The 26,934-nt window shown below is 58.7% G+C and carries 23 protein-coding genes, 3 tRNA genes and 2 pseudogenes; 12 read left to right on the top strand and 16 right to left on the bottom strand.

Annotated features, from left to right (window positions below; translation table 11 throughout):
* Positions 1–521 precede the first annotated feature (521 nt).
* Both OXE05_13200 and OXE05_13195 read right to left on the bottom strand, forming a co-directional pair.
* Complete coding sequence (locus OXE05_13200) at positions 522–809, bottom strand: sulfurtransferase TusA family protein (GenBank protein ID MCY4438274.1); 288 nt, start codon at positions 807–809, stop codon at positions 522–524.
* A gap of 221 nt (positions 810–1,030) precedes the next feature.
* Positions 1,031–2,287 carry a YeeE/YedE family protein gene (locus OXE05_13195; GenBank protein ID MCY4438273.1) on the bottom strand — a complete coding sequence of 419 codons (1,257 nt, stop codon included), beginning with the start codon at positions 2,285–2,287 and terminating at the stop codon, positions 1,031–1,033.
* Between the two features lie 388 nt (positions 2,288–2,675).
* Between OXE05_13195 and OXE05_13190 the strand changes: the two genes are divergently transcribed.
* On the top strand, positions 2,676–3,374 hold the full coding sequence (locus tag OXE05_13190; protein ID MCY4438272.1) for a hypothetical protein: 699 nt from the start codon (positions 2,676–2,678) through the stop codon (positions 3,372–3,374).
* Positions 3,375–3,714: 340 nt separating this feature from the next.
* On the opposite strand, the gene OXE05_13185 is transcribed toward OXE05_13190, so the two are convergent.
* A tRNA-Ala gene (locus OXE05_13185) sits at positions 3,715–3,788 on the bottom strand.
* Positions 3,789–3,997: 209 nt separating this feature from the next.
* Between OXE05_13185 and OXE05_13180 the strand changes: the two genes are divergently transcribed.
* Positions 3,998–4,882 carry a hypothetical protein gene (locus tag OXE05_13180; GenBank protein MCY4438271.1) on the top strand — a complete coding sequence of 295 codons (885 nt, stop codon included), beginning with the start codon at positions 3,998–4,000 and terminating at the stop codon, positions 4,880–4,882.
* A 52-nt stretch (positions 4,883–4,934) separates the two neighbouring features.
* Here the strand turns inward: OXE05_13180 and OXE05_13175 are convergent.
* Together OXE05_13175 and OXE05_13170 are read right to left on the bottom strand one after the other, a co-directional pair.
* A tRNA-Ile gene (locus OXE05_13175) sits at positions 4,935–5,026 on the bottom strand.
* 94 nt (positions 5,027–5,120) lie between these two features.
* Positions 5,121–5,294, bottom strand: a complete 174-nt coding sequence (locus OXE05_13170; protein MCY4438270.1) for a hypothetical protein — start codon at positions 5,292–5,294, stop codon at positions 5,121–5,123.
* A gap of 467 nt (positions 5,295–5,761) precedes the next feature.
* On the opposite strand from OXE05_13170, the gene OXE05_13165 reads away from it, so the two are divergent.
* A tRNA-Pro gene (locus tag OXE05_13165) sits at positions 5,762–5,838 on the top strand.
* Between the two features lie 205 nt (positions 5,839–6,043).
* Here OXE05_13165 and OXE05_13160 read toward each other — a convergent pair.
* From OXE05_13160 to OXE05_13130, 7 genes and pseudogenes are all read right to left on the bottom strand, one after another.
* Positions 6,044–6,265 carry a hypothetical protein gene (locus tag OXE05_13160; protein MCY4438269.1) on the bottom strand — a complete coding sequence of 74 codons (222 nt, stop codon included), beginning with the start codon at positions 6,263–6,265 and terminating at the stop codon, positions 6,044–6,046.
* Positions 6,266–6,308: 43 nt separating this feature from the next.
* On the bottom strand, positions 6,309–7,154 hold the full coding sequence (gene larE, locus OXE05_13155) for an ATP-dependent sacrificial sulfur transferase LarE (GenBank protein MCY4438268.1): 846 nt from the start codon (positions 7,152–7,154) through the stop codon (positions 6,309–6,311).
* A 200-nt stretch (positions 7,155–7,354) separates the two neighbouring features.
* A pseudogene (locus OXE05_13150) lies at positions 7,355–7,812 on the bottom strand (Uma2 family endonuclease).
* 288 nt (positions 7,813–8,100) lie between these two features.
* Positions 8,101–8,547 carry a M67 family metallopeptidase gene (locus tag OXE05_13145; GenBank protein ID MCY4438267.1) on the bottom strand — a complete coding sequence of 149 codons (447 nt, stop codon included), beginning with the start codon at positions 8,545–8,547 and terminating at the stop codon, positions 8,101–8,103.
* 114 nt (positions 8,548–8,661) lie between these two features.
* Positions 8,662–9,489: pseudogene (moeB, locus tag OXE05_13140) on the bottom strand (molybdopterin-synthase adenylyltransferase MoeB).
* A gap of 34 nt (positions 9,490–9,523) precedes the next feature.
* A complete protein-coding gene (locus OXE05_13135) occupies positions 9,524–9,961 on the bottom strand; it encodes an Rrf2 family transcriptional regulator (GenBank protein ID MCY4438266.1) in 438 nt (145 codons plus the stop codon).
* Between the two features lie 257 nt (positions 9,962–10,218).
* On the bottom strand, positions 10,219–11,997 hold the full coding sequence (locus tag OXE05_13130; GenBank protein MCY4438265.1) for an NYN domain-containing protein: 1,779 nt from the start codon (positions 11,995–11,997) through the stop codon (positions 10,219–10,221).
* A gap of 581 nt (positions 11,998–12,578) precedes the next feature.
* Between OXE05_13130 and aroE the strand changes: the two genes are divergently transcribed.
* Both aroE and aroC read left to right on the top strand, forming a co-directional pair.
* Entirely contained in the window at positions 12,579–13,448 is an 870-nt protein-coding gene (aroE, locus tag OXE05_13125) for a shikimate dehydrogenase (GenBank protein ID MCY4438264.1), read from the top strand.
* Between the two features lie 196 nt (positions 13,449–13,644).
* Positions 13,645–14,808, top strand: coding sequence for a chorismate synthase (aroC, locus tag OXE05_13120; protein MCY4438263.1), 1,164 nt, complete (start codon positions 13,645–13,647; stop codon positions 14,806–14,808).
* On the opposite strand, the gene OXE05_13115 is transcribed toward aroC, so the two are convergent.
* On the bottom strand, positions 14,778–15,272 hold the full coding sequence (locus OXE05_13115) for a hypothetical protein (GenBank protein ID MCY4438262.1): 495 nt from the start codon (positions 15,270–15,272) through the stop codon (positions 14,778–14,780). The genes aroC and OXE05_13115 overlap by 31 nt on opposite strands.
* Positions 15,273–15,310: 38 nt before the next feature.
* Here OXE05_13115 and aroB point away from each other — a divergent pair, with 38 nt between their 5' ends.
* From aroB to OXE05_13100, 3 genes are all read left to right on the top strand, one after another.
* Positions 15,311–16,360: a 3-dehydroquinate synthase gene (gene aroB, locus OXE05_13110; protein ID MCY4438261.1), complete on the top strand. Its 1,050-nt coding sequence runs from the start codon at positions 15,311–15,313 to the stop codon at positions 16,358–16,360.
* Between the two features lie 384 nt (positions 16,361–16,744).
* The gene (locus OXE05_13105; GenBank protein ID MCY4438260.1) at positions 16,745–17,080 is read left to right on the top strand and encodes a YciI family protein; all 336 of its coding nucleotides are present in this window, start codon (positions 16,745–16,747) and stop codon (positions 17,078–17,080) included.
* A 66-nt stretch (positions 17,081–17,146) separates the two neighbouring features.
* Positions 17,147–18,127, top strand: a complete 981-nt coding sequence (locus OXE05_13100; GenBank protein MCY4438259.1) for an aldo/keto reductase — start codon at positions 17,147–17,149, stop codon at positions 18,125–18,127.
* 182 nt (positions 18,128–18,309) lie between these two features.
* Here the strand turns inward: OXE05_13100 and OXE05_13095 are convergent, their stop codons facing one another.
* Positions 18,310–19,263, bottom strand: coding sequence for an alpha/beta fold hydrolase (locus OXE05_13095; protein MCY4438258.1), 954 nt, complete (start codon positions 19,261–19,263; stop codon positions 18,310–18,312).
* 917 nt (positions 19,264–20,180) lie between these two features.
* Between OXE05_13095 and OXE05_13090 the strand changes: the two genes are divergently transcribed.
* Both OXE05_13090 and proC read left to right on the top strand, forming a co-directional pair.
* Positions 20,181–22,373 carry a ComEC/Rec2 family competence protein gene (locus OXE05_13090; protein MCY4438257.1) on the top strand — a complete coding sequence of 731 codons (2,193 nt, stop codon included), beginning with the start codon at positions 20,181–20,183 and terminating at the stop codon, positions 22,371–22,373.
* Positions 22,370–23,194, top strand: a complete 825-nt coding sequence (gene proC, locus OXE05_13085; protein MCY4438256.1) for a pyrroline-5-carboxylate reductase — start codon at positions 22,370–22,372, stop codon at positions 23,192–23,194. Before OXE05_13090 ends, proC begins: the two co-directional genes overlap by 4 nt.
* Before the next feature lie 486 nt (positions 23,195–23,680).
* Here proC and OXE05_13080 read toward each other — a convergent pair whose 3' ends face one another.
* Positions 23,681–24,736, bottom strand: a complete 1,056-nt coding sequence (locus OXE05_13080; protein MCY4438255.1) for an acetylxylan esterase — start codon at positions 24,734–24,736, stop codon at positions 23,681–23,683.
* Positions 24,737–24,932: 196 nt separating this feature from the next.
* Between OXE05_13080 and OXE05_13075 the strand changes: the two genes are divergently transcribed.
* Both OXE05_13075 and OXE05_13070 read left to right on the top strand, forming a co-directional pair.
* Complete coding sequence (locus OXE05_13075) at positions 24,933–25,073, top strand: hypothetical protein (protein ID MCY4438254.1); 141 nt, start codon at positions 24,933–24,935, stop codon at positions 25,071–25,073.
* Between the two features lie 115 nt (positions 25,074–25,188).
* Complete coding sequence (locus OXE05_13070) at positions 25,189–26,862, top strand: tetratricopeptide repeat protein (protein MCY4438253.1); 1,674 nt, start codon at positions 25,189–25,191, stop codon at positions 26,860–26,862.
* On the opposite strand, the gene OXE05_13065 is transcribed toward OXE05_13070, so the two are convergent.
* Positions 26,828–26,934 (bottom strand): IS5/IS1182 family transposase (locus tag OXE05_13065; protein MCY4438252.1); only part of this gene is annotated, 107 nt, incomplete at its 5' end. The two genes, OXE05_13070 and OXE05_13065, sit on opposite strands and share 35 nt — an antisense overlap.

The following is a 26,934-nucleotide window of genomic DNA, read 5'->3' as shown; positions in this document are numbered from 1 at the left end:
GCTTGTCGAACCGCTCGTGGTGAGCTTGTCGAACCGCTCGTGGTGAGCTTGTCGAACCATGAATGGTTTGCAAGACAGATCCGCAAAACCGTTTACCCTTCGACAAGCTCAGGGCGAACGGATGAGACCTCACAGCGTACGGATGGAACCTCACGGCGAACGGATGGGACCTAATGGCGAACGGATGGAACCTCACGGCGAACGGATGGAACCTCACGGCGAACGGATGGGACCTCACGGCGAACGGATGGAACCTCACGGCGAACGGATGGAACCTCACGGCGAACGGATGAGACCTAATGGCGAACGGATGGAACCTAATGGCGAACGGATTGAACCCCAGGGTGAACGGATGGAATACCAGAGTGGACGGATGGAATACCAGAGTGGACGGATGGGAACTCACGGCGAGCGGATGATACGGATCACAGCCCCCGCCTGCAAATACGCTCTCAGAATAGCAAAGAGAGGCCAGTTCCCGAGCCCAGGAACCGGCCTCTTTACGAACACCAATTGCGTGCCTACTCCGATGCGTTCAGCGCCGCGAGCTGCTCCTGCAGGTTGGCAAGAAGCTCCTGCGGCTTGGCTTCCTTTTCGGACTTCTTCAAGGTCAGCCGCCATTCCGAATCGGCGGCTCCCTCGATGCTCGTCTCATAGCCGTTCTTCGCCGCTTCCCAGGGGATCGTGCCGAGCGCAGGCGCGTGGTCGGTGAGCACCTCCAGGGTCTCGTCACCGGACAGCTTCTTCAACGCCTCAGCGGTCTTCATCATCGGATACGGGCAAATCTCACCGCGCACGTCAATTTTCATGGTTAACCGCTCCTGTCAAATGCGTTCATCTTCCTTAAGCCTTGTTCAAGCACTATCGTATCACACCGGCGAAACAGCACTCGGAAACCAGCGGGTGAATTGGGCTGCAATTTCCCCTCACCCCGGCCCTCTCCCCAAGGAGAGGGAGTTTTCTATTCGATCAAGCCGCTGTGCATCTCAGTCAAGCCGCTGTGCATCCCGCGCTTCTTGCCTGGGCCGCACTACGGAATGCGCTTGATCACCTGCACGCCGAGGTACGCGCCCGGCAGCAACGAGAGGCCGAATACCCAGCCGTTGAGACCGAGAGACGGGATAGCCGAAAAGAACGCGCCGATCGTGCACCCAATCGCGATACCGGCGCCATACCCCATGAAGGTGCCGCCGATAACTGACTGCACGTAGCGCCGCTTCACCGGCGGCACCCGCACCTTGAATTCATTGGCGAGGAGGGCTGCGACCAGCGCCCCGATAATGAGGCCGCCGTCCAGGAACAAGCCTTCACTCGTCCACCAAGAGCCCGTCCCCAGAGTCAGGTTGCAGCCCGCGAGACCGTCCACGCCGAGCAGCGCCGGCGCTTGAATGCGTAAGAGGCCGCTGGCGATGCGGTCCGACCACGCGGAGAGCTCGCCGGTCACGCCCAACGGACGAGAGTATATGTAAATGAAGACGTTGACCACGGCCAGGGCGATTGCGCCTACGGCAATCGGCCAACCCTTTACGAACACCAGGTCGTATACTTGCCGCAGCTTTGCGCCGAGACTCATTGGGGGCATTTCATTCTTGCCGCCGAGCGCAAAGTTCGGCATGGGACCCGAGCGGTATTCCCACCAGTAGCTCAGCAGCACGATACCGGCAAGCGCCAAGAGAGTCAGCGCCACCGCGCCGCCATAGCCTAGCCACTTGGGCAGAAAGACCACCGGCATGTCTTTAATGTGGTTCGTCCACCACCAGTTCCAGGTGAGCGTGGAGAGGTACAAGCCAGCCAGAATCCCTGCCAGCGACGCCCACGACGCCACGTAGCCCTCGCCGATGCGGTACATGGTACCGGAAACGCAGCCCCCGGCAATCACCATGCCGAAGCCAAAGGCCACGCCGCCCACTACTAGGTGCAGACCGATGGGAATCACGTGCGCAGCGGCGGGTAAGGCGCCAAATGACGGCTCCGGCACCATCATCTGCATGACCAGCCAGAACCCAATCGTAGCGACGCCAATCGCCACAGCCAGAGCTCGCATGGTGCTGGCGTCGCGCATGAGAAAGATGTCGCGGAAGCCGGAAGCAAAGCAAAGGCGACTGCGCTGGAGAATCGCCCCAAACGCCAGTCCAAACAGCCACATAACAGCTAGTGTGGAGTTCACTACGGCAAGATACGCCAGGAAAATCACAACAACCGCCACCACGGCGACGCGGGTGACGACACGGCCTGAAAGGAGTTGTCCCTGTGCGCTCGTCTCTTGGGCTTCAACATTTGTGCTCATGGGTGTCTCTCACAGCCTAAAAGATTGCTGAAATTCCGTTTTCATCAATGCGCCTGCTGCACATGGTAGCACACGCACACGGTTGTACATGTATGCGAAACTACATTACAAGACTATGATGACTTAGTTGGTTTGATTTATCAAGTATATAGTGTTCACCGTACTCCCATTGCTTGCCTTGCAAGCATTCACGACCCTTTCAATCGAGGCATGCTTGGACCCATCAAGCGAAACGGTGGTTGCCCCATTGAGGCGGCCATGGTGCACTGCTGAGTCCGCTCCGGTTGACATTGTCTGACTGTTCCCGCTAGCGTGAATACGTCCCTCACAGCCAAAGCGGCGCGACCCGCAAGGCGCACGTAATGCCACAAACCATGCTGAACACTGAATGGCTAACGATGCCAGTGCAGGTATTTATCTCGACATGAACCGTTGGTCCAGAATCCCCCAGGCGCTCTGTCTCGTGCTCTTCCCGCTCAGCTTCTTGCTGCTGAGCAACACGACCCTGCATCCGGGATTTGCCGGGACGCCAGCGGAGCAGATTCGGGGCCTGGCTGCAGATGCCGCAAGATGGCAATTGGTACACGCCGGTCTGGCCGGGGGAAGCCTGCTGGGCTTAGGGGCCATCCTCACCCTCCGGTCACTGCTGCCTCGCCCGCGCATTGCCGCAAACGTCATCACGGCAATCGGCATAGTGGCGACCGCATTGCTCGCGGGGATATTCATGCAGGAAGCGCTCGTCGTGCCGAGACTGGCAGTAGCATGCGTGGATTCCGGCGAGGCCTGCCTCTCTCTTGCCAACCAAGCGTTTGTAGACCGTTTCACCGATCTTGCCCTGAACCGTGTGCCGCTCCTGTTCCAAGGCGGCGCACTCTTGACGGTGACGATCTTCGCTCTTGGCCTGATAGGCCTGCGCGCGCGGGCGCTGGTCTTGCGGGAATCGCTGCCGCTCATGGTGGGAGCGACGGTCGTTTTTCTCTATGGCCCAGGGTTGCACGGCGTGCCGCTGGGACTGCCCTTCATCGGGTTCCTCATCCTGCTGGCCGGATTTGGTTTGCTGTCGATCCGGCTCTTGCGGACAACGTAGGAAGGAACACCGTCTTGGGGTTCTCGTAGATTGCGGAATTAGTCGATTTGGGCGTGATCTCTTCGTTGGATTAGGTTTCATGTCATTCCGAGCGCAGCGAGGAATCTAGAATTCGTCCACTCGAGATTCTTCGTTGCGGAGTCTATCCTGAGCTTGTCAAAGGTCTCCTCAGACCTGTCCTGAGCTCAGTCGAAGGAATGTCCGACCAAGGAACAGGGTTGCGCATGGGGTCTGTAATATGCCCCGTATTTTGGCATAGCCAAAGCCTAGACTGACTAATTCCGAACCTTACAAACCTTGACAGAAGCAGGAGTTGCAAGCTATACTTCCTATTGTAACTTGGAGGCGGTAGCGGGACTCGAACCCGCGATACTTCCTTGCGAGGAAAGTGCATTGCCACTTTGCTATACCGCCACTACTAACCACCGAGGTATTGCAGTACCTCGGTGGTTTTCTATTCGTACCACTGTACAATTAACCGGCAATATATGTCAAGTTAATTTGACTAGTCTCAACTAATATAGAGAGCTTTGCAAAGAGCTATCGGTATCCCGGTAGCTCTTTTTTGTGTTAAACTGGCCGGTGCCACAGGTTAATGGTTTTTCAGTAAGAGGGAGACCGTTATGTTTCGAGCTTTGTTGCTTGGCTTTGTTTTGTTGTTCGCTTTGTTTTCTAGTTCTGCTCACGCATTCCCCGGGGATCCGCCCAGGGTGTGCAATGCTGACTATGGTTTCCAAGCTATCTATGAGTTGATTCCTGGTACCGTAGGTAGTTGCATGGGCACGGCAAACTACAATGATAGCGGTGATGTTGTTCAGCAGACTGCCAATAGAGACAAGAATGACAACATCATCTTTGGCTTGTTTGTTTGGCGGCAAGCTGATAACCGTGCAGTGTTTACTGACGGCGCTCGTACTTGGATTATTGACCCTAAAGGCGTGTTGCAAAGCCGCCCTAATAGCGAGGCGTTTGCTTGGGAGGGTACGCCTGTTCCTACGCCTACGCCCAAGCCCACACCGGTACCGCCAGTTCCGCCGCCCGGAGAAGTGGCACCAATAACAGACCCTGACTTGGTTCGAGTGTTTGATCTTTTGAGGGGGGATGCTACTGGCAGGCACGCAGCCAGGGTAATCGAGCAGTATAAGATTGTTGTTTTGTACTTGGCGTTGCCTCCGCACATTCCTAGTGATACAAGCGGATACTATACATCTGATTTCAACACGATTGTTCTCAATGCGTTGATGCGCGGAGACGATAATGCTACCGCCGCTACGATTATTCATGAAACCTATCACGCTGAACAATACTACATTAGGGCGGGGTACGAGAGAAGCCCTTTGGAGTGCTTACAAGAAGAGGTGGATGCCTTTAGGCTTGAAGCTAAGTGGCTGCAATCACGCCAACCCGATAACTTTATCGTGGGACTCTACCTAAATGGATGGGTGTTAGACTTTGTTTTGGTCAATCCGGCTTATCAAGAACTGTGCTTGGGCGGTACGCTAGAGTAAAATCCTTGACAGACCTTGACAGCTTTTGATAGACTAGTCGGTAAGTAGCAGGCGGAGCCGGTGGGATTTGAACCCACGAGGGTGCTGCTAACACCCTGGTCGATTATCAATCGGCTGCAATAAACCTGGCTATGCGACGGCTCCAACTTCTTCTCAGCGACTAGTCTACTCACAATAGACTAGTCGCTTTCTTTAAGTTTAACAGCCTAGCATATTAACGTATATATGTCAAGTTAATTTAGGTGATTGCCGCAAAAATTCCTTGACATCCGTTCATAATTATTCCGATGATTGCAAGCAAGATGATGAAGCCAATGATGGGGCCGATGAGGTCGCGGATCACCATGAAGACCAAGACTACAGCAAGAACAACGTGCATTAACGGATGGAGTGGCTTGTCTTCCTGTGGCATAAGGCGCTCCCTTGCGGAATAGAGGTTGAACCTTGCCACAGGTTAGCTTTCCAGCCCGCAAGGGAACATCAGAGGTTCCCACCTCTAAGTTGTGCCCAAGCGGGCAAGCTGGAAAGACTAAATTGACCTGTGGCAGGACCAGTGTATCACAGGGGAGCGGGGGAGTGGTAAAACAAAAACGCCACCTTGCGCAGCTAGAAAGCCCTTGGTCACGGGTTCTGCGCTTGGTGGCATCTATGTCTAGCATACTTAAGGTGTCAAAGAGTTTCAAAGGGATTCTATGGATAGCTTGCGATGACTATTTCCCGTAGATTGAGTCTTTGAGCGCGGCACACTCCACTGGTACAATAGGGGAGTTGCAAATCTCTCCAAGAGTCATCCTGTCGTGTGGCGAGCAATTCTTGAGCAGGATGCCGCCCTTGCCTAATGAATATTTGCTAGGATAGGGATGCGTATTTGATCGATAACGGGGTGTGGCGCAGCCTGGTAGCGCGCTTGAATGGGGTTCAAGAGGCCCCCGGTTCAAATCCGGGCACCCCGACCACTCACTGACTTCCCTCTCGCCTAATTTTGCCTGGCACCTAAACCGCCGCGGTTGCCGCACGGTCGCGCAGGCGCGCGCGGACGAGCGATTGCAGCGCTTCTACGTCGGGCGTCTGACTCAGTTCTTTGGCAGACACCAGAAGCGTGATATCTTCGCCCTCCTCCATAAAGACCGCTGGCAGCTTGAACGGTATCAGTCTGGAGTGTTACGCCGCCAGTTCGTCGCGGTGGGCAAAGACCGCTGGATGTGGTAGTTCTTGCACGAATCGCCGCCAGGCGCGCTTCATACCAAGGTTGCCGTAGGTAATCTGACACAGACTACAGGGATAGGTTTCAGGCGAGACTATCTTGTGTACGTAGTCCTTGAGCTGCGCGAGATGCCCAGAGTCGGCATTGTAAACGAAGACAATGCGGCGCTCGACGTCCATCTACTCCGCCCTTTTTTTCCTGCGCACGCATGCACTTGGCTCGTCAGACCGTTTGCAGTGGCACAATGGTGTGGGAACCGAGCGTTTCGTTGAGAGAACCCGAGCGGTAGCCCTGCATGTCAAGAGCCACGTACTTGAAGCCGACCTCCTTGAGCGCCGCGACGATTTGTGTATGAACGTCGTTCTCAAAGAGCCGCAGCAGGTCTTCCGCAGGCGCCTCAATCCGCGCTATGTCGCCATGATGGCGCACGCGCACCAGACGAAAGCCGAGCTTGTGTAAGTAGAGCTCTGCTTGGTCAACTTCGTGCAGCCTTTCCAGCGTGACGCGCATGCCGTAGGGAATGCGCGAGGCCAGACATGCGCCGGCAGGCTTATCCCACGTCGGTAGCCCAAGCTCCTTTGAGAGCTGCCGGACTTCATGTTTCTGGAGTTCGGCTTCCACCAACGGCGCGCGGGCATTGAGCAGCTTAGCCGCCTCCATGCCCGGGCGATGATCGCCAAGATCGTCCATGATGCCGCCGTAAATGATCGTGTCAAAGCCCTCTTCTTGGGCGATAACTTGCATTTCCGTGAAGAGTTCCTTCTTGCAGTGGAAACAGCGGTCGGGATTGTTGACGGCGTACTCTTCTCTTTCAAGCTCGTGGGTCTCGATGAGGCGATGCTCGATGCCGATCTCGGCCGCATAGACTTTCGCCTCTTCCAATTCAGTCGCCGGGTAGGTCGGCGAAAGCGCCGTAACGGCAACTGCGTCACGATCCAGCACGGCATAGGCAACTTTCGCTAGAAAGGTGCTATCAACCCCTCCTGAGAAAGCGATGAGCGTCCGCCCCATACCTCTTATGAGTTGCGCGAGATTCTCATACTTTTCGTCTAGTGCTACCGTAGCCATTCATCAACCTCCCAGGGTCTTTCGTTTTGAATCCATCACCTTGCCGGAGCGACGGCCGGCGATTACGTAGGCTGCGCCTGCAAATCGGTTCTGCACTATCATTCTACGTGAAACGAACCATTACCGCGCAGCGCATTAAAGCGAGAGGCCTGGCAACGCACAGGGTAACACACGTTAAAAGGTACATTGCGGGATGCGCGCTAGAATATCTCGTCCGGGTCGAGGGTAAAACCGTGCAGCGTGGGCGAGGTCAGATTTTGACCGGGGCCGTAGATGCCCGTGACGGCAAAGCCGCGTTCTTCCAGCAGCAGCACCGTTACGGTCTTGGCATCGGGGTCCACCAGCCAGTACTCTTTGACGCCGTGTGCGGCGTAGAGATCTCGTTTGAACGTCCCGTCGCGCGCGGCGGTGGCGGGAGAGAGGATTTCGACCACCACGTCTGGCGCACCGCGGACGTTGTCACCGTTGCGGAGCACGTGCTCTCGTTCCCTGGCAACGAAGAGCAAGTCAGGCTGGACGACGTCTGTGTTCGACAGCACTACGTCGCACGGCGCGCGGCAAAGACCTGTCCCAGACCTCTCTCCTGCACGAATACGTGGAAGAGCGCTCCGAGCTGCATTGCAACCCTCTGGTGGGATAGGCGTGGCGCCGGCGCCATCACTAACTCTCCGTCCAACAGTTCGTAACGCTCATCGTCTGGGGTATTTCGGTAGTCGTCGTAGGTCAATTTGATGGCGGGCGTAGAACTAGCCATGTCTGCCCTCCTATCTGCGAAATCTACCGCGTACGAATAGCGCTCTTAGCGACCGTGGACACAACCTTACTGCCATTCTATGCGAAACGAAGTCTTGCAGTCATGCGCGGCAAAGCGAGAATCTGCGCATACCCAAGGCGGCAGGGCAGCGCCAGAGGATTCCGGCATATACGCTTGCCTTGCGCGGCTTCTTCACACCGTATCCGGCACAACCTGCAACGGTACTGCACCAATCTCGCGTTGCCGTATCGTGTACCCGCGCACGTCCGGTTCTGCCGGGTTCGCCAGCGAAATGACAACGTGCACTGCCCCCGGATACCGTTCGGCCAATTCGCCGTTGCCCATGTCGAACTCCGCCTCGGCAACGTCTGTCGCCGATGGATACGCCGGTGAGGCAACATGGGAATGGAATATTCCCACGATTTGCCAGTCTCGCTCGTATTCCACCGTACGTACGATGTGCAGGAGATCCTCCGGATGAATAGTGAAGCGAATGGGGCTGGCCGCGGCATTCCGCGCCGGAAAAACCGCCAACACGCTGCCATCCTTGCCGCCCAACATGCCGCAGCCTTCATTGGGCGCCTCCGCACGCACGTGGGCGATCATCTCATCGATTTGCGTGGCCGTAATTCGTAGCACGGTCTACCAGCGTTTTACTTTTCTCATGTTTGTCGATGAGTTGCAGGATCTTCACCCGGGCTTTATGTGCCCCGCTCACTACGAAACCGTACCGGAAGTCACGTCTAGCGTTTGCTCCACGGCCGGCATGCCGCAAAAGGCCTCGTAGTCGATCAACTCAGTAACTGTCGGATTGTCGCCGCAAACTGGGCACGCGGGATCGCGCCGCAGCTTGACCTCATGGAAAGAGAGCGCCAGTGCATCGAAGAGCAAGAGCCGGTTAGTCAACGTATCGCCAATCCCCAACAGCAGCTTTGCGGTCTCTACGGCCTGGATGGAACCCACAATGCCCGGCAAGACACCCAACACGCCAGCCTCAGAGCAAGAAGGCGCCATTTCCGGGGGCGGCGGTTCGGGATAGAGGCACCGGTAGCAGCCTTTGCCGGGTTCGAACACCGTCGCCTGTCCTTCAAACCGAAAGATGCTGCCGTGCACGACCGGCTTATTCAAGAAGAGAGCCGCGTCGTTGACGAGGTACCGCGTGGGAAAGTTATCCGTGCCGTCAACAATCACGTCATAGTCGGCAAAGACGTCCATCACGTTATCGGAATTGAGGTGATCGGTATGCGCGACCACGTTCACGTCGGGGTTAACTTCACGCAAGCGGTCCTGGGCGGAGGCTACTTTCGACCTGCCCACATCGGAGTGTCCGTGGAGGATCTGTCGTTGTAAGTTGCTCAGGTCAACTTCGTCGAAGTCAACAATTCCCAGCGTGCCGACACCGGCCGCCGCCAAGTAGAGCGCCGCAGGCGAGCCCAGGCCGCCTGCGCCAAGCAGCAGGACCTTGGCATTCATAAGCTTGCGCTGGCCGATCGGGCCAACCTCTGTCAATATAATGTGTCTGCTGTAGCGCTGCACCTGTTCCGGCGTAAAGAGACTGCGCCGTTTAACAACCTTACTCATGTGCTCCTCCTTCGTTCTCTTGCGTTGACTGGCATTAGATATAGTATACGATGCGCTCGCGCCGTTCTTTCTCACGAGCTACCAGATCGGCAATAGTGTGACGGCTCAAGATCGACTCCACCGCTGACTGCACTTCCTGCCACACTTCACGTTGCCCGCATCCCGGCACCAGCGAGCAGAACGGTATGTTCTCCAGGCATTCAACCGGCGTAAACGGACCTTCCAGGGTAGAGACCACCAGTTCCATAGTGATCTGATCCGGCGACCGCGCCAGTTCGTGCCCGCCCTGTGGGCCGCGAATGCTGCGCACAATGCCCGCCTTGCGCAGTGCGGTCAGCAGTTGGTCCAGATAGGCTTCGGGTATGAACTGCCGCTGCGCGATCGCCGCGCTTTGCACAAGCCCTTGCCCGTAACGATGTCCCAGATCTACCACTGCGCGGACTGCATAGTCCGCTTTCATAGAAATTCGCATGACGGTCTTGCCTAATTAAATGCGTAACTATTGTTAACTAATTCACTTAGTTAACATGATACTCGCGGTGGTGCTAGCTTCGCAAGAAACAGGTGTTGGACTTCGCGCTGCGGCAGCCTAAGCCCGGCGGTTCGGAGGGGAACGAATGGCGCGCAAGACCTCGAGCCGTGGATAGGCCGGGTCCAGAATTCACGGATCTCATTTCGACATGAGACCGCGATGCGCGCCAGACTTATGTTCCGGATGTGCGGCGGAGACTATTCCGTACTGGTTCCCGCCGCTGCGGCAGCGGCTTGCTCGGCGGGAGAGGCGTCCGCAGTCGCCGGACTCGCCGCAACTCCATCTGAATCCTCCGCTGGGTCTCCATCGACCGAGGGCGCAGGTGATTCTGCGGGCTTCTGTGGCCCTCTGACACGATCGACCAGACGGCGCAGCTGTTGGTCGTCCGGAGCCACCGCAACACCCGCTTCCCCTACCGCCAATGCTTCAGCCTCATTGTCAGTCTCCAAGTGCGTCCATACAAGCATCCGGTAGAGAAACGCCTGCGCATGCGAATCGTCTGCCCGCTTTGCTATTTCCAGCCCCTGCGAAAACTGCTCAAGAGCGTCCACAAACTTGCCCCGCTCATAGCAAATGCGGCCGAGCACGGCGACAGGCGCGTAGTTATCGGGGTTATCCAGCACTAGCTGTTCCGCCATCATGGCTGCACGCGTGTGCTCGCCAGCCACGGCGAGTTGCTGAGCAAAGGCGAGCGCAACGTCCAGGTTGTCCGGCTCTTGTTGGGTCGCCTGCTCCAAAGCGGCCAAGGACTCTTGGTGCTCGCCCTTAAGCATGTGTTGCAGCGCAGTTGCCATTCCCGTGGTTGCCGAAGAAGTTGCCACCGCAGGTTTTGCCGGTTCCTTTTCCTTTTCCTGAGTCTCCACACTTGCGGGCGGCTCCGGCTGGGGTCGTTTCCGCCCGCCGCTTTCACGAGCTGGTGTGTCTGACGCGCCCCGCGAAGTTGCTTTTGCCGTGCCTGTGTCAGAGCGTGGCTGGCGGGCCGGCGGCGACGCCTGTCGCGGTCGCGTCCCCCGTCCCCGCTGGCGCGCGGCGTCGTCGCCGCGAGTAGGTTGGCCGTTGCTGCTCTTGGCTGCACGCTCCAGCTCTTGCTTCCGAGATTGAACATCCTTATAGCGGCTGTCCAAATTGCCGCAGCGGGTATAGGCATCGAGTGCCTTATCCGGTGCGCCCAGTTTTTCGTACACTTGGCCGAGGTCGTAGAAGATCTCCGCATCGTCATCCTGCTGACGCACCACGTCTTCGAGTTCATTCGCAGCATCAGAATTCCTCCCCAAGGCGGAAAGGGTGAGCGCCAGTCGATGCCGGTAGCGCGCCTGACGCGGCATCAATCGCACTGCCTGCGAGAAGTGGTTCAGCGCTCGCGACAATTCGCTGCGATCGAAGGAATTGCGGCCGAGGCTATACAGCCGGGCAGCCAGCATATTGCGATCAACGTGCGTATCCAGGGTCTCACCGAGCGGCAACTCCGGCTGATCGAATTGCGCCTGTTCCGTGCGGCGCTTCTCATTCTCGATCACCAGCGAGAGCAGCAGCCCCAGGTCGATGTATCCGTCTGCGACAAGCTTCAAGCCGGGATCGCTTCCCACGCCAAAGTTGCCTACCATTACTTGGACGCCACGGTCACGGAGCCGGGAAAACACCGGAATGAAGTCCCCGTCTCCGGTTAGCGCGAACGCCTTGTCATAGAAACCTACAAAGTCGAGCATGTCCAGCGACATCTCGATGTCCAGATTGCCTTTGTAGCCCCCTCCCGGCAGCTCTTTAGACCGCTTATGGACCACACGAAAGCCGTGGGTTACCAGATAGTCAAGCTGCTGGCGAAAGCCCTCTACCCGCAAGTCCGTGCCCGTATAGTAATAAGCTCCCAGGAGTGTATCGTCTCCTCGGAGCTGGTCGCGGATTAGGTGCCACGGCACGCGCATGATGCCGATGTCTCGGGCTTGGCGTTCAATGTTGGCCGCATCGATGAAAATCATCAGGCGATGCGGCTTTGAAGACTGAAGGGGTGTACCGATTGCGGATTTTAGCGATTCTAGCGGGTGCCCGCAGGCAATACAGATGAGGCTACTGCCTCTGTTCAAACTCCCACACGTAGGACAATTCATTACAATACGTCGTGCCTCACTCTTCCAAATTCCCTTGAATAATAGGGGTCACGTGTCCGGCGTGCCCTTAGCAGGTATGATACCACAGTTCAATCCATGTAGTGCCGCGGCGGGCGCAGCGGCTATACCCTTCTTCAATGCAACGGTAAACACATCGTACTATTCGGTGGGACAATTGACCTGCCTGTAACCCCGTTTGCTTTCCGTTGACCGACAGGACTCGAGGCGGTAGCATTGAAGCGCGCGTTGACGCCCGGGGTATGCGCCAGAGACTGCCTTCTCCCCTGCACGTCTCGCCACGAGTGCCTCGGTTGTGCCACGAACACTTTGAGGCATAAGACAAGACTGATGCGTGGGGCGTTGCATAGTCGATTCTGCAGGTTCTACGCGACTTCACGTCCGTTCAACAACGCGCCCATAGCTCGCATCATTCTCGATTGCCAGGATTTCTCATGACACCGGAGCGGACGGTCTACAAAGTTGGCGTCACCGGCTATCCCCTTTCACATACGCTCTCCCCTGCCTTTCAACAGCCGGCGTTCGACCACTACGGTATACCGGCTACGTACCGCACGTACCCTGTGACAGCGGCAGAATTGCCGTCATTGATCGCCGCGATTCGCAGCGCGGAGTGGCTGGGGCTCAACGTGACCATTCCGCATAAAGAAGCCGTCGCTGCCCTGGTTGACCGCTGCACTCCTACTGCTGAAAACATAGGCGCCGTCAATACGCTCTTCAAAGACGGCGGGAGCCTCCTCGGCGACAACACCGATGCCCACGGCTTCTTGACTGCGTTGCGGACGGACGGTGCTACCGACCCCGCAGGCGCAAAGGTGCTCGTGTTGGGCGCAGGCGGAGCGGGACGCGCCGTGCTCGTGGCGCTTGCGCAGGGCGGCGCTGCGCAAATCACACTTGCCAACCGGCACCGCGAGCGTGCCGAAGGTCTCTTGAGGGCCCTCAAAGAATCGCTGAGCGCCCAGGACTGCAATGTGGTGGACTGGGCCGGCACAGCGCTGCACCAAGCTGCGGCAGCGGCAGACATCATCGTAAACTCTACCGCCGTGGGCATGTCCAAAGGGCCCGCGCCGGAGCTATCACCCCTGCCCTCGCACGTATTCCAAGGAAACCAGTTCGTATTCGATCTCGTCTACACTCCCAGCCGCACGCCCCTGCTCCGCCATGCGCAAGAGGGAGGGGCGCGCACCCTGGACGGCCTCCCAATGCTCGTCTATCAAGGCGCCGCGGCCTTCGAACGCTGGACAGCAAAGCCCGCGCCCCTTAAACTGATGAAGGCCAAGGCACTGGCCGCGCTTGGTACATAAGCCCCCGCTGATTTCCCCCTCTCTCTGTGGGAGAGGGCCGAAGTGAGGGCATGTGGCCGCAGGTGATTGCGGGGGGAGTGACACCTGACTCTCCGCGGTTGCTCTATGTCACGGGGGCAAGCGTGGAACGATTGTGTTCCCTGAATCTGCGGCACGCCACCATACACAAAGGCATGAGATTACTGTGCTACGCGTACTGAAGATCCTCACCGCCGGTGAATCGCATGGGCAGGCGCTCCTGACCATCGTGGAAGGCATGCCGTCCGGACTACCCATCTCGGCGGAGGAGATCGGCCACCACATGACCCGCCGCCAGCAGGGGCACGGGCGCGGCCGCCGCCAGCAAATTGAAAAAGATGCCGCGGAGATTCTCTCCGGCGTGCGCCACGGCAAGAGTATCGGCAGTCCCATTGCCATGTTGGTCAACAACAAGGACTGGGACAATTGGCAGGAGATTATGGCGGTTGAGCCGGTGGAGACGCCGGTTAAGAAAGTGACGCACCTGCGCCCGGGCCATGCCGATCTCGTCGGCGTATTCAAATATGGATTCGATGACATTCGTCCCATTCTCGAACGGTCGAGCGCCCGCGAAACTGCAGCCCGACTCGCCGCCTCCGGCGTATGCCGCGCCCTCCTAAGTCATTTTGGCATCAAGATCGCGAGTTACGTCTCGGTGCTTGGACCGATTGAAATCGACGGCGCGTACGAGGTGACGCAGCATCCCGATACCGTAGACTGGGACGCGCTGGAAGAAGACCCGCTGCGCTGCCCGGATCCCGAGGCAAGCCGCCGTATGGTGACGCTCATTGACCAAATGAAGGAGGCAGGCGACAGCCTGGGCGGCGTCTACAACGTCGTTGCCTGGGGTCTGCCGGTCGGGTTGGGCAGCCACGTCTTTTGGGACCGCCGTCTGGACTCACGACTGGCGGCGGCAATTCTGTCTATCAACGCCACCAAAGGGGTCGAATTCGGTTCAGCGTTTGAAAACGCGCGCAAGCAGGGCTCCGAGGTGCAAGACCAAATTCGCTTCGAGAAGGGCCAGGGCTTCTCTCGCTTGAGCAACCGCGCGGGCGGACTGGAAGCGGGCATCAGCAACGGGGAGCCGCTCCTCGTGCGGGGGGCGCTGAAGCCGATTTCCACAATCAAGAGCCCGTTGCCTTCCGTGGACTTAACAACTCTGGAGCCGGCTCAGGCACACTACGAACGCGCTGACACCACCGCCGTGCCTGCCGCCGGGGTCATTGGCGAAGCGATGGTGGCAATTGTATTGGCCGATGCGTTTCTTGAGAAATTCGGCGGCGACAGCCTGGCGGAGATCGAACACAACTATCACGGATACATGGAAGGGCTGCCACAATAGAGAGCGTAGTACTCATCGGCCTCTCGGGCACGGGCAAATCTTCCGTAGGCAGAATCCTGGCACGCAGGCTGGGGTGGCGGTTCGTTGACACCGACAACGAGATCGAGCAGCAGGAAAAGCAGCGGATTACCCAGATCTTTCAGGACAAGGGCGAAGTTCACTTCCGCTCGGTCGAGCAGCGCATCGTGCGGGAAATCTGCGCCCAGCGGAACCAGGTCGTCAGCACCGGCGGCGGGGCTGTACTCGATCCGGATAACCGTGCCGCGATGCGGCAGCAAAACCTCGTAATCTGGCTCCGGGCGACTCCGGAAACCATCTTCAACCGCCTGAAGTGGAGCGTGCACACGCGCCCCTTGCTCAAAGCCCCCGACCCACTTGCCAAGATTCGCGCAATGGCAGAAGAGAGGCACCAGCAGTACAGCGATGCGTGCCACGTGTCGGTACACACGGATGATAAGAGCCATGAGGCAGCGGCGGACCTTCTCTGGCAACAGGTGGAACCATGGAAGAAGCGCTGATCGGCCGCGACATCTTGCCGGAGCTGTCAGATGCCTTGGCACGCCACGGCATTGACGGCAGACTTTTCATCATTGCCGACGAGCGCGTAGCTGAGCGAACGCACAACCGGCTGGCAGAGACGCTCGCGAACAACGGCCACACAGTATCCTCCTACCTCGTGCCCTCCGGCGAGGAGAGCAAGAGTCTGCGCCAGGCCGAACGCATCTACCATTGGCTTGCGGAACACCGGGCGGAACGCAAGGAAGTCATCCTGGCCTTCGGGGGCGGTGTCGTCGGCGACCTGGCCGGCTTCGTGGCCGCCACCTACCTGCGCGGTATGCCGTATGTACAGATCCCAACGACTCTTGTAGCGCAAATCGACAGCAGCATCGGCGGCAAGGTGGCCGTGGACCTGTCGGAAGGCAAGAACCTCGTTGGCGCTTTCTACCCCTCGTTGATTACGTGCATTGACATTCGCTTCTTGGAAACGCTCTCCCAACGCGATCTGCTGGCCGGCTGGGCGGAAGTCCTCAAGACGGCGCTGCTCTTCGATCCACCGCTCTTCGCGGAGATTGCCAGCCGCGGTCCCGCCGATCTCACGCCTGAATTCCTCCTCGAGGTCGTGCCGCGCTGCGTGCGGTGGAAGCAAGAGGTGGTTGCAGAAGACCCCAAGGAGCAGGGCATCCGCGCGCTCCTGAATTACGGCCACACCATCGGTCATGCCCTGGAAGCCGCCACCGGCTACCAGACGCACCTCCACGGTGAAGCTGTCGCCATCGGCATGCACGGCGCGGCACGTATCGCCCGTCACCTGGGCGTGCTCAGCCAAGGGGCGTTCGACAAACAACAAGCCGTCATCGCGCAATACAACCTACCACTCCAATACGCCGACGTAGACCCCGCCGCTATCCACGACGCGATCGCCCTCGATAAGAAGAACCGCCAGGGCAAGGTGCGCTGGATCCTCTTGGAAGACATTGGCACGCCGCGTATCGAGAGCGACGTACCGCAGACGCTGGTACGTCAAGTCATACACGAACTACGGGCAAGCTAATGCACTTTGTCGAGTAGCTCTGCTGCAATAGTCCAAGCCAAGCGGTGAAGTCGGCAATTTCATCCGTCATTCCCGCGCACGCGGGAATCCATCCGCCTCTTCCGCTGCAACTCTCTTGTGGGAGGGGGACAAGCCCCCGCGCTACATGGGGCGGCGCATGTCAGCCCGTAGTTCCCGCGCATGCGGGAATCCATACATCCCGACCAGTTGTGTTCTCCGCAGGCGGCGGAATATCCCCGCGACACATTCCAGACAACACCGGCGCGGCTGGTTTGCCTTCAAAGGGCCGCTTCGCTCACAGACCAGTCGAAGCACAATGTCTGCCCCTAGCTGCTAAAATGTAAAGCGTGACTCTCGTTCAATCTTTGTACCCAGAGGAAATCAATGGCACAATTCATCTTCTTTTATCGCGCGACGCCGGAAGCTATGCAGCGGATGGGGAGCGCGACGCCTGAGCAGCAGCAAGCGCACATGGGTAAGTGGCAGGCGTGGACTGAAAGCAATGCGGAGTCGCTGCTGAATGCAGGAACACCGTTCAGCGGCGGGCAGGTCCTGACCGGCAGTGGGAGTTCTGACGTAGACGGGACCATGATGGGCTACGCGGTTTTGCAGGCAGAGGACATGGGGGCCGCCCAGGCCATTCTCAAGACCGATCCCTTCCTCGACCAAGGCGAGGGCTGCTCCATCGAGGTCTACGAGTGCATGTCCATGCCGGGGTAAGATCTACGGCTACGTTGCCTTGGCCGATTGCCATCGAATCGTAGCCGCAGGAGAAGAGAGAGCTCTATGGAGTACCGCCAGCTTGGCACTACCGGCGTGCGTGTATCCACAATCGCCTACGGCACGTTCCCGCTCGGCACCTATGCCGATACGGCTGCGGGAGTGCGGATGATCCACGCCGCCATGGACCGCGGTATGAACTTCATCGATACAGCCAACGTCTATTTTAGAGGCCGCTCGGAAGAAATCGTCGGTGCGGCGCTGAAAGGACGGCGCCATGAGGTCGTCCTCGCCAGCAAGTTTGGCCACCCGATGGGAGAGGGCCCCAACGAACGCGGCGCCTCACGCTACCACATCAATCACGAGATTGAAGGTTCGCTGCGACGCTTGCAGACCGACTGCATCGACGTTTATTACATCCACATCCCAGACCCGACCACGCCACTGGAAGAGACCCTCCGCGCAATGGACGACTTGGTGCGTCAAGGCAAAGTGCGCTATCTCGGCACCTCTCACTTTGCCGCCTGGCAGATTGTGGACGGCCTCCGGCTCGCGGAGCGCAACGGGCTGACGCCCTGGGTGGTGGAACAGCCGCGGTACTGTTTGATTGACCGAGCTATCGAACAAGAAGTAGTGCCGATGGCGCAGGACTTGGGCATCGGCATCGTGGCGCACAGCCCGCTCGGCGGCGGCTTCCTCACCGGCAAGTACAAGCCTGGCGAACCCCCACCGCCGGACTCCCGCTTTGCCTCCCATCCCGGCGGCATAACTTCCCTGCCGCAACACTACGACCTGATGATGACCGAGCCGAATGTGGCCGTGGTAGACACCGTGCGCGCCCTTGCGCGTGAGCACGACACAACGCCCAGCGCCATTGCCTTGGCGTGGGTGATGGCGCAGCCATTCGTTTCATCAGCCATCATCGGCCCCAAGAATCCTTACCAGCTCGAGGACAATCTCGCAGCCGCAGACGTCACACTCACGCCGGAAGACTTGGCGCGCCTCGACGCCGTCTCTGCATTCGCCCGCAGTCTCATACGCACCTGAGTGCCGGCCGACCCTCACGTACGGACGCCGCCCTCCCCTTCCACACTTGCTTCGGCACATTGCGCGATGCGCTCCCTCTCCGCCCGCACCAGTGCCTCTTGCTCGGCGCCGACACAGAATCCCCAGCCGCGTCTCGCTCCTCATGCAACCGCCGCCCTTGCCAATTCACGCCGGGGGGAATACTAAGCAGGGCCCGCATGTTTGTCGGTACACGGGCGGCCAAAGGCGTCGGCAAAGAACGCGGCGACGCGCTCAGCGTATGGTTCGCGCAGTCCTTCGTGGGCACGGCCGTGGTTTGCGTCGGGGATGATCCAAATCTCCTTCGGTCCCTCGGCAGCGAGATAGAGTTGGTACGCATCCTGCACGTACACGACGTCATCTTCCGTACCGTGGATGATCAATAGGGGACACGGCGCACACCGCTTGATGTAGTCTAACGGCCGCACCATGCCAAGCACGTGATCGAGCTTTTCACCGACAAACCGGCTCGAGAACCAGATCGTAGGCGTGCGGAAAATAGAGGGAGGCAGATTGGCGATCCTCCTGAAACCGTGATCGATTGCTCCCCTGAGCGTCGCGAACGCGCTATCGGTCACGATGGCGCGGACGCCCAGCCCGTCCTCAATCGTGAGCAGCGCCGTCGCGCCGCCCATTGACACACCGTACACGCCGATGCGGTCTGGGTCCACGTCGCTGCGCGAGCGGAGATAGTCTAGCGCTCCTAGGACATCCTGCCGCTCTCGTAGCCCTAGGGTCGTCACATCGCCTTCGCTCGACCCATGTCCGCGAAAGTCGAACAAGAGGCACTGGAGGTTGCGGGCGTACAGGTCGTACGCAAGATGCACCAGGCCGAAGTGGTTCACGCCGAAGCCATGCAGCAACATCACGGTGCCAACCGGTTGCGGATGGCGCAAGAACCAGCCGGCCAGCCGCGTGCCGTCAGTGGCGGGAAATGCCAGCGGCTCCAGCGCGGGCTCCGGTGGGGGAAGTTCTACCGGCCGCCAGCTACGGTCCGGGTGAACAAGGGTATACCCCGTGCGCACGGAAATCACCAGCACCACGCCAACTGCGCCAATTAAAGCCAAGCCGGCGAGCACGATGATCTGCACATACAGACCGGATAGCGCTTGAACCACGCTCTTCTACTTTCTCCATGACCACGCCTTTCGTTAATCGTAGCAGTGTCACTGCGCTGCCGCAGAAGTCGGCTGCGTCGCATCGCTGCGCCTGTCAAAACACAAAGGGCAGTAACGGGGTGCTAATGCGGTTCCTCATAGGCGGCACGTCCGCCGTCCAACCGGCCGTAAAAGCAGTACAAGCGCGCTAAGATGAGAAAGCATCAACTCGTGGCAATCATCATCGGACTGCCCTCTTAAGCACCAAAAGAGTATGCGAAGCTCTCGGTCAAACTTTCCGTTCATTGTTCGTCAAGGGCTTTGCGAAGCCCACTCACCACGTATGGATAGTTGCTTTTCCGACGAATTTGGAAACTACCCCGCTCGTCCTGAGCCTGTCGAAGGATGAACGAGTCGTCCTGAGCCTGCCGAAGCATGAACGAACACCCTATGCACACACCTTCTAAGAAAACACTGCGGCGCACCCAGATGTCAGCCGGCTAAACCAGCAAGTCCCGAATCGCACCGCAGCGAGGGTCAATCGTTGCCATGTGATGGCCCAATGCGCTCCGCAGGTCGCCGCCTGGAGTTTTCTCATATCCTTTCCGGTGGAGCTGCGTCCGAGAGGTCTGTTTACTTTCTCCTAACTAGAACTTGCCTCATAGATACATCGCTCTGTTAGACTTGCCCTTCGACAGGCTCAGAGCTTGCCCCGTACTTGAAACGGGGGCGAACGGAATAGGCAAGAATCCGTTCGTGCTTCGACAAGAACTTCGCGCAGTACTCAGCACGAATCGGCTATCGAACCGATTTATGGGATAGCTTCTCGTGCGTACGCGAGCGCTGTTCTAGCACCGAATGCTCAGCTTGAGTCACAATAGCAGCTAGCTATTCGTCCCTCAGGCCAGCAGGCATTGCATGAAATGGATTGATCTGGCGTGACGCGCATTCTGGGACCGGCATTCCTTGTCGGTATCGTACTGGGAACTGTCTTCCCGCCGTTTCCGCTGGTGGTGCTTGCCCTTTTGCTGGTGAGTTGCCTAGGCTTGGCGGCCATGGGCATGCGTCCCGTGGCTTTGGGCGCGCTACTCCTTCTTGCCGGCGTGCTGGGGATGGTCCGCACCCACACCACGGAAACCGCCTCAGCCGCCAAGCCTCTGAACCCCTACCTTGCGCAGTCGGTCACGCTACGGGGCTGGGTAGCGTCTGAGCCGGTCCGCTCCGAGCGGAGTACGCGGGTGAGATTTAACGCGGAGTCGCGGTGGGTGGACGACACCTGGCAGCCGATCTCCGGTCAGGTGTGGGTAACACTGCCGCCCAGGCTTTCGGCACAGTATGGCATGGAATGGGAGTTGAGCGGACGCCTGGAAGCGCTTGAGAGCCTGAATAGTCCGTCGTACCAACGCTACCTTGAGCGGCGGGGCGCACAGGCGCTGCTGGCCTTTCCACAGGTTGAGTTTCTATCAGGCGAACGCGGCCAGCCGATCTTGCGCGCACTCTACGGGGTGAAGGAACGGCTGCTTGGCGTTATGGAAGAAATCCTGCCACGGCCTCATGCCCCGTTGCGCCAGGGGATTCTGCTCGGGGCGCGGGCCGGGATTCCCGCTACACTGCGGCAGGCATTCGATCTCTCCGGCACCACACACCTCATCGCCATCTCCGGCTTCAACATGACCATCGTCGCCATCATGCTGGAGAGTGTCACGCGGCGCTTCTTTGGCAGGCGGTCACTGTGGATCAGCATGGCCGGAGTCGCCTTTTACACAATCCTAGTCGGTGCGAACCCGGCGGTTGTGCGCGCGGCAGTCATGGCAATTCTGCTGCTGTTCGCCGCAACCCTGGGACGGGACCGCGATCCCTGGTCGGCGCTTGCTTTGGCAGCGGTGGCCATGACCGCCTGGGAACCAACCATCTTGTGGGACGTAGGTTTCCAGCTTTCTGTGGCCGCCACGGCCGGACTGCTCGTGCTCTCCAATCCCTTGCATGACCGTCTTCGCTGGCTGCCGTATCCCTTGCCCGCGATTGTCGCGCCCACACTCGCCGCGCAGCTTTTCGTCTTGCCGTTACTGATATTCGTGTTTGGTCGCGTATCGCCGTTCTTTCTCATCAGCAACGTCCTGGCTTTGCCGCTCATACCCTGGATCATGCTCAGCGGGGCGGTAGCGACCGCGGCAGGCCTCATCCATACGGCCACCGGTCAAGTCTTGGCATGGAGCGCCTATCTACCCATGGAGGCGTTCATCCGCATTGCAACGGAGGTGAGCCGTTGGCCGTCGTTTACGGTTTCCCCAGGCGCTCTGCTGCCAGCCGCGGTTGCGGTAATCTTAACAGCGATTGTTGTAGCTTGGACGCGTCACAGAGTGCCTGAATCGGGTGCAAACCACAGCTTGGAGAGCACGCCGCTCTCCTGGACGACGATCTTCAGCCTAGGCACGGTTGGGAGCATCCTCTTTGTGCTGTGGGGGAGCGTTGCGGCTGACTTCAATCGTCAACCCAGCGTCACGCTGATCGAACGATCCCTCGGCAGCACCGTCATGATTCAGACGGCCAACCGCCGCCCGCTGCTCATCGGCTTTCGCGAGCCACCCAGCGGCTATGACCTGGACCGCTTGCTGCCTATCTGGCAACGCAACAACACCCTTTGGATCGGTGGCAGTGAGACCTTGCAACCTCGGAACAACGTTGGCGCCATCATCCAGAGCGATGGCGAGAACTGGCAATTGCAGGCCCAAGAGGCGAATGAGCGCCTGGCCAGCGGGGACCAGTATCGAATTGCACTCGGAGCCTCAGATGCCCTTCACATCTATGCCGAGCGTACGCCGGAGTTCATGCTCGCCAAGTTTGGCAACCAGCAACTTGCTATCATACAGTCAAGCGCAAGCGTAGATCGTGTACTGCCGGTCGAGGTGCTCATCGTGCAAGGGGCAGTTACACCGGCCCGGCTGGCACACTTTATCGAGACTCTGCAGCCACACCTGCTCCTGTTGGACGAGCCCTGGCCGGATGTGAACGACGTCCAATGGAGGGCGCAAGGAATCAAGGTCGTGCGGCCGCCACCTCGGGGCTACGTGACACTCCGTTGGGATGGTCAGGTGTGGCAGATAGTGCAATCTGAAAGGGAAGAAATATGATCCGCAAGCTGGCAGTCGTTGGGGGCGGCGCGATGGGCGAGGCCCTTCTCGCCGCTGCAATTGCGCAAGAAGTGTGCAGCCCTAAAGCCATCACGGTCGGTGAACCGGTGGCAAGCCGCCGCGAACATCTCCAGCAGACTCATGGCATTGCCGTGGATTCAGATAACGTCAACGTAGTTGCGGGAGCCGATGTCGTCATCCTCGCGGTCAAACCCCAGCACGCACAAGCGGCGCTGCCGCCGCTGCAGGACGCATTGTCTCAAGACGCGCTTGTAATCTCCATCATGGCCGGCGTCCCATTGAGCACGATTGGTTCGCTCCTCGATCACCAGCACCTCGTGCGCGCCATGCCAAGCATCCTGGCAACTATTGGCGAAGCCGCAACGGTGTGGACGGCATCCACCGAAACGACAACGGACCAACGGTCTCAAGCTCAAGCCTTGTTCCAAGCCGCGGGACTGGAGCTCTTCGTGCCGGATGAACACTACCTGGACATGGCAACCGCCGTAAACGGCAGCGGGCCAGGATTCGTGTTCCTCCTGCTGGAAGCTCTCATCGACGGCGCCGTTCGCGTAGGATTGCCGCGAGATACGGCAACTGCGCTCATCGTACAGACGGTCAAAGGGTCTGCCCTGCTCGCGCAGAATGATGAGCGGCACCTCGCAGAACTCCGCAATCTTGTCACGTCGCCGGGCGGCACCACGGCTGAAGGGCTGCAGGCGCTGGAACAGGGCGGCGTCCGCGCAGCCTTGCAGGATGCCGTCATGGCCGCGTACCGCCGCTCGCAAGCTCTCGCAGCACCTGATTCGAACAACCGCTAACCGGGACTGGACTCGCTGGGCAATCTAGAACGGAAGAGATCCCAAGGCCGCACCCTTGGGAGACAGTGGCGAGGACCTTGCACGTAACTGGCCGCAGCGGCGTTTGAGGACAACCTGAATTGACCGTTCGAATTGAGCCTATTGACCGTTCGTGCTGAGCCTATTGACCATTCGTGCTGAGCCTATTAACTGTTCATATTGCGCCTGCTGACCGTTCGTGCTGAGCCCACTATCCGTTCGTATTGAGCCTGTTGACCGTTCGTGCTGAGCCCACTAACCGTTCGTATTGAGCCTGCTGACCGTTCGTGCTGAGCCTGTTGACCGTTCGTGCTGAGCCTGTTGACCGTTCGTGCTGAGCCTGTCGACCGTTCGTGCTGAGCCTGTCGAAGTATGAACGGTCAATTCAAAGCGCGTTGCGTAACGAGGAGCGTCGAGAGTAGCTCGTTTGCACGTTTCCCTTCTGTCCCGCTACTGACTTGGAACACTCTACAGCCAGCGCCGCAGCCAGTCCACCGCCAGCGTGCCGTGCCACTGGTGTTCGCCCTCAAAGACATCGAGCGCTAAACGCTCCGGCGCCTCGAGCATTGCGTAGACATCCGCCAGCTTGTCATACGCATCGTGCACGCCCGGCAGCGGGAAGATCGGGTCTTCCGTGCCTGCCTCAATCAGCAGCGGTCGGGGCGCGATGAGGGCGCCGATGTCAGCCATTTCCGCGTGTCGCAGTATGCCGGGGATGTAGTTGTCCTCGCAGTGACGCATCGCCATGATCGACCACTGCCACGTGCAGAAATAGCCGCTGATTACGGCTGCCGTTATGCGTGGGTCCATGGCCGCAGCAAACGTCGTCACCGTACCCCCGCCGGAGAGGCCGACGCACGCCAAAGAACCGGATCTTGCGAGACCTGCTTGGTTGGCGTACTCTTCCGCGTAATCGATCACGCGCATGACGTCCCACACGCGCATGCCGATCATCGTGCGTCCCAGCATGAGGGCGTTCATGCTGGCCTGGCGGCAGGAGGACTGGCCCGGCGACTGCGCAACGTCCTCCATTTCGCGCCGTTCGCCGAACGCGCGTTGCTCCGGCGCGAACACCAGAAAGCCCAGTTGCGCAAGCTGGCGGCCGTAGTCATGGTTGCAGCGCCGCATGTGTTCCGCCACCTGCGCGTCCTGGGGCTCGCCGATGACTTCCTGCACACCGGAACCATGACCGTGCAGCGCAATCACAGTGGGATAGGAACTTTGCCCGGTATCGGGCTTCAGGACGTATAGGGGCAGGCGCACACCCGCTTCGCTCGCAATCTCCACCTTCTGCTGGACGTAGCCGTCCTTTTGTACCGTCGCGAGCACCTTCGGCGCGAGGTCTGCACGCGGCGCGCTGAAGCCGCCCAAGAGGCTGGCTACTGTGGCACGGAGTTCCGCTTGCCACTGGGTGAAACCGGCCTGTCCCATCGCCGCGTAGTCATAGACGGGAACTGTATGAGCGTACACCTGGCGCACGTGTTGTAAGGGCGAATACTGCGCGGGTGTGCTTGCTCTCGACATTGCATACCTCCAAACAACCAACCTACTCGGTCAATACTTTACCAGGTTGCAGCATGATTACGCGAAGATCACAGAGATCGCAATTTTGTCCAGAGAGCTTGGGCTGACCGCCTCAAGCATGCGTTATACCATGATTACAGGGCTGCTACAATCGAATCTAGGATGCCACTCTAATCAAGGTACGGGAGGACGAATCATGAGTAAGCAGAGTGATCTCGACAACCACGCCGATCAACTTAACCCCAATAGCGATGCCTACTGGGAATCGAGGGGATGGGACGAGCGGCCCGACGACTGGGAAGAGCGTGCCGACGAGAAGGAGGATGAAGCTGAATAGGGCCGCCGGTGACAGTAGAAACTAACAAATACACGTTTGAGAGCGCGGCAAGAGCTTGGCCAAAAGCAGCCCGCACCGGGCTCTTGCCGCAAGGAGGTGTGACAGGAGGAACCCAGTGGCAGCGTCAACACCGTATAAAGCGCCGTTCAGCGGTCCTGTCATTGGGGCGATAGTCAAGGCACTCGGTCTCCAAGTAGTCGCGCTGCAGAGCAAGACGGCAAAACGCTACTTTAGCGGTAAGCGGGTCAAAGACTACAACAAACATGAGATCTGCGCTGCTGTCGGTAAGGCGCTCGTAGCGCACGGTATCATGCCGTCATCGTTCATACTGGAGCAGGAAGGCTTTACCTTAGAGCAGGTTATTTCGCCCATGATTGCGTGGTACGCCGACCAGTGGGACCAACTCGTAGGGAACATGCGAAGCACATCGGCCCCAGTGGACAGACCGGACCTCGCCGCCATCTCGTACCTCAGACTCGCAGTAGTAGATATCGCTCTCCGCGCCTCTGCCGTCTTGTGGCTGACAGAGGCGACTACACCTGATGAAGGAACACCGCTATGGGCTAGGGAGAAAGGCGGAGCAGAGTACCTGCGGCGACTTCTGGACAAGTGTGGAGAGTCGCGTCCAACCCGCGATGAACTAGCGAACCGACTGAATGTCTCCTATAACACCGTCGACAACTGGCTGGATACTATCACCCGCCCTTCGCGGTCTAACATAGACTTGCTTGCCGAGGAACTAGCGCCACGTATTCCCGATATAGACGTCAAGACCCTCAGATGCCAACTACACCGCCACTACGCTTTATGTGCTCTCTGCGACCTTCTAGCAAACCACTTGGGGCGTGATGTGGTCATAGACCTTGCGACGGTGTTGGTCCGGTTCACAAGCCGCAGTCTCGCCGGTTTCAGGCAGCTCAGCGAACCGGTCCCTGACGACATTGCGAAGCACCAACTCTTCATCCTGCTGTTGGGGTCCCAGGCATTTTCCAGCGAGCATGTGCTTGAGGCGCTCTGGCGCCAAGAGCGCGATCGAGTTTGGCAGGCCGATTTGATGGCGGCATCGAAACCGTGGCACCTACGCCTCACGCATGTCGCCCAACATCTGGGAGGACTCGATGAAGCCCTACGCCGTATCCACGATGAGTATGGGATTCCAATAGAAACCATAAAAGGGCAAATGGACAAGGTACTACACGACGTTCAAGCCGATTTGACTCGGCCGGGTGTTACGGACCAATCTGAATTGGAAGGCATGACGCTGGTCAGGGTCAAAGGAGACGCGCGGTTCAGCGCTAGGAACCGAATGACACAGTTCGCCCAAGCCCGGTCTGAAGGGGACCTTGAAACAGCCATTCTTCATGTCAGGCGGGCGGTAGAACTCCAGCCCGAGAATGCAGAGTACCACTTCCATCTTGGGGCAAACCTAGGCATGGTTGGTGAGATTGAAGAAGGCATCCAAGAGTGCTGGCTAGCCGTGCAACTCAATCCTACGTGGGAACTGCCCCGCGTCGAGGTGGGCATCATCCTGCTCAACGCAGGGCGCAGCCAGGAAGCCCGCGAACACCTGGAGAGCATCGCTTTGGGCCAGGATACCCTGTCAGCGCATCTGGCACTCAATTTGGGCGTTGCCCGCTTTCGGTGTGGTGAACCGGCTGGAGCCTTAGACGTTCTGGAGAAGGCAATCGCAGTAGAACCGGATCATGCCCTTGCTCTGAACATAGCCGCCCACTGCGCCTTTCTAGGGCGTGTCGTCAAAGTAGTTTTATCCAGAGCGCCAGGGCTCTGATCTGGCAGGCAGCCAGGTAAGAGGCCGACGTTTTGGCATAGCGGGTGGCTACTGCCCGCCATTCTTTGAGAT

This window comes from Chloroflexota bacterium (assembly GCA_026710945.1).
Lineage (GTDB): Bacteria > Chloroflexota > UBA11872 > VXOZ01 > VXOZ01 > VXOZ01.
Note: the sequence above shows the minus strand (reverse complement) of the source record. Positions and strands in the feature narration are given on the sequence as shown.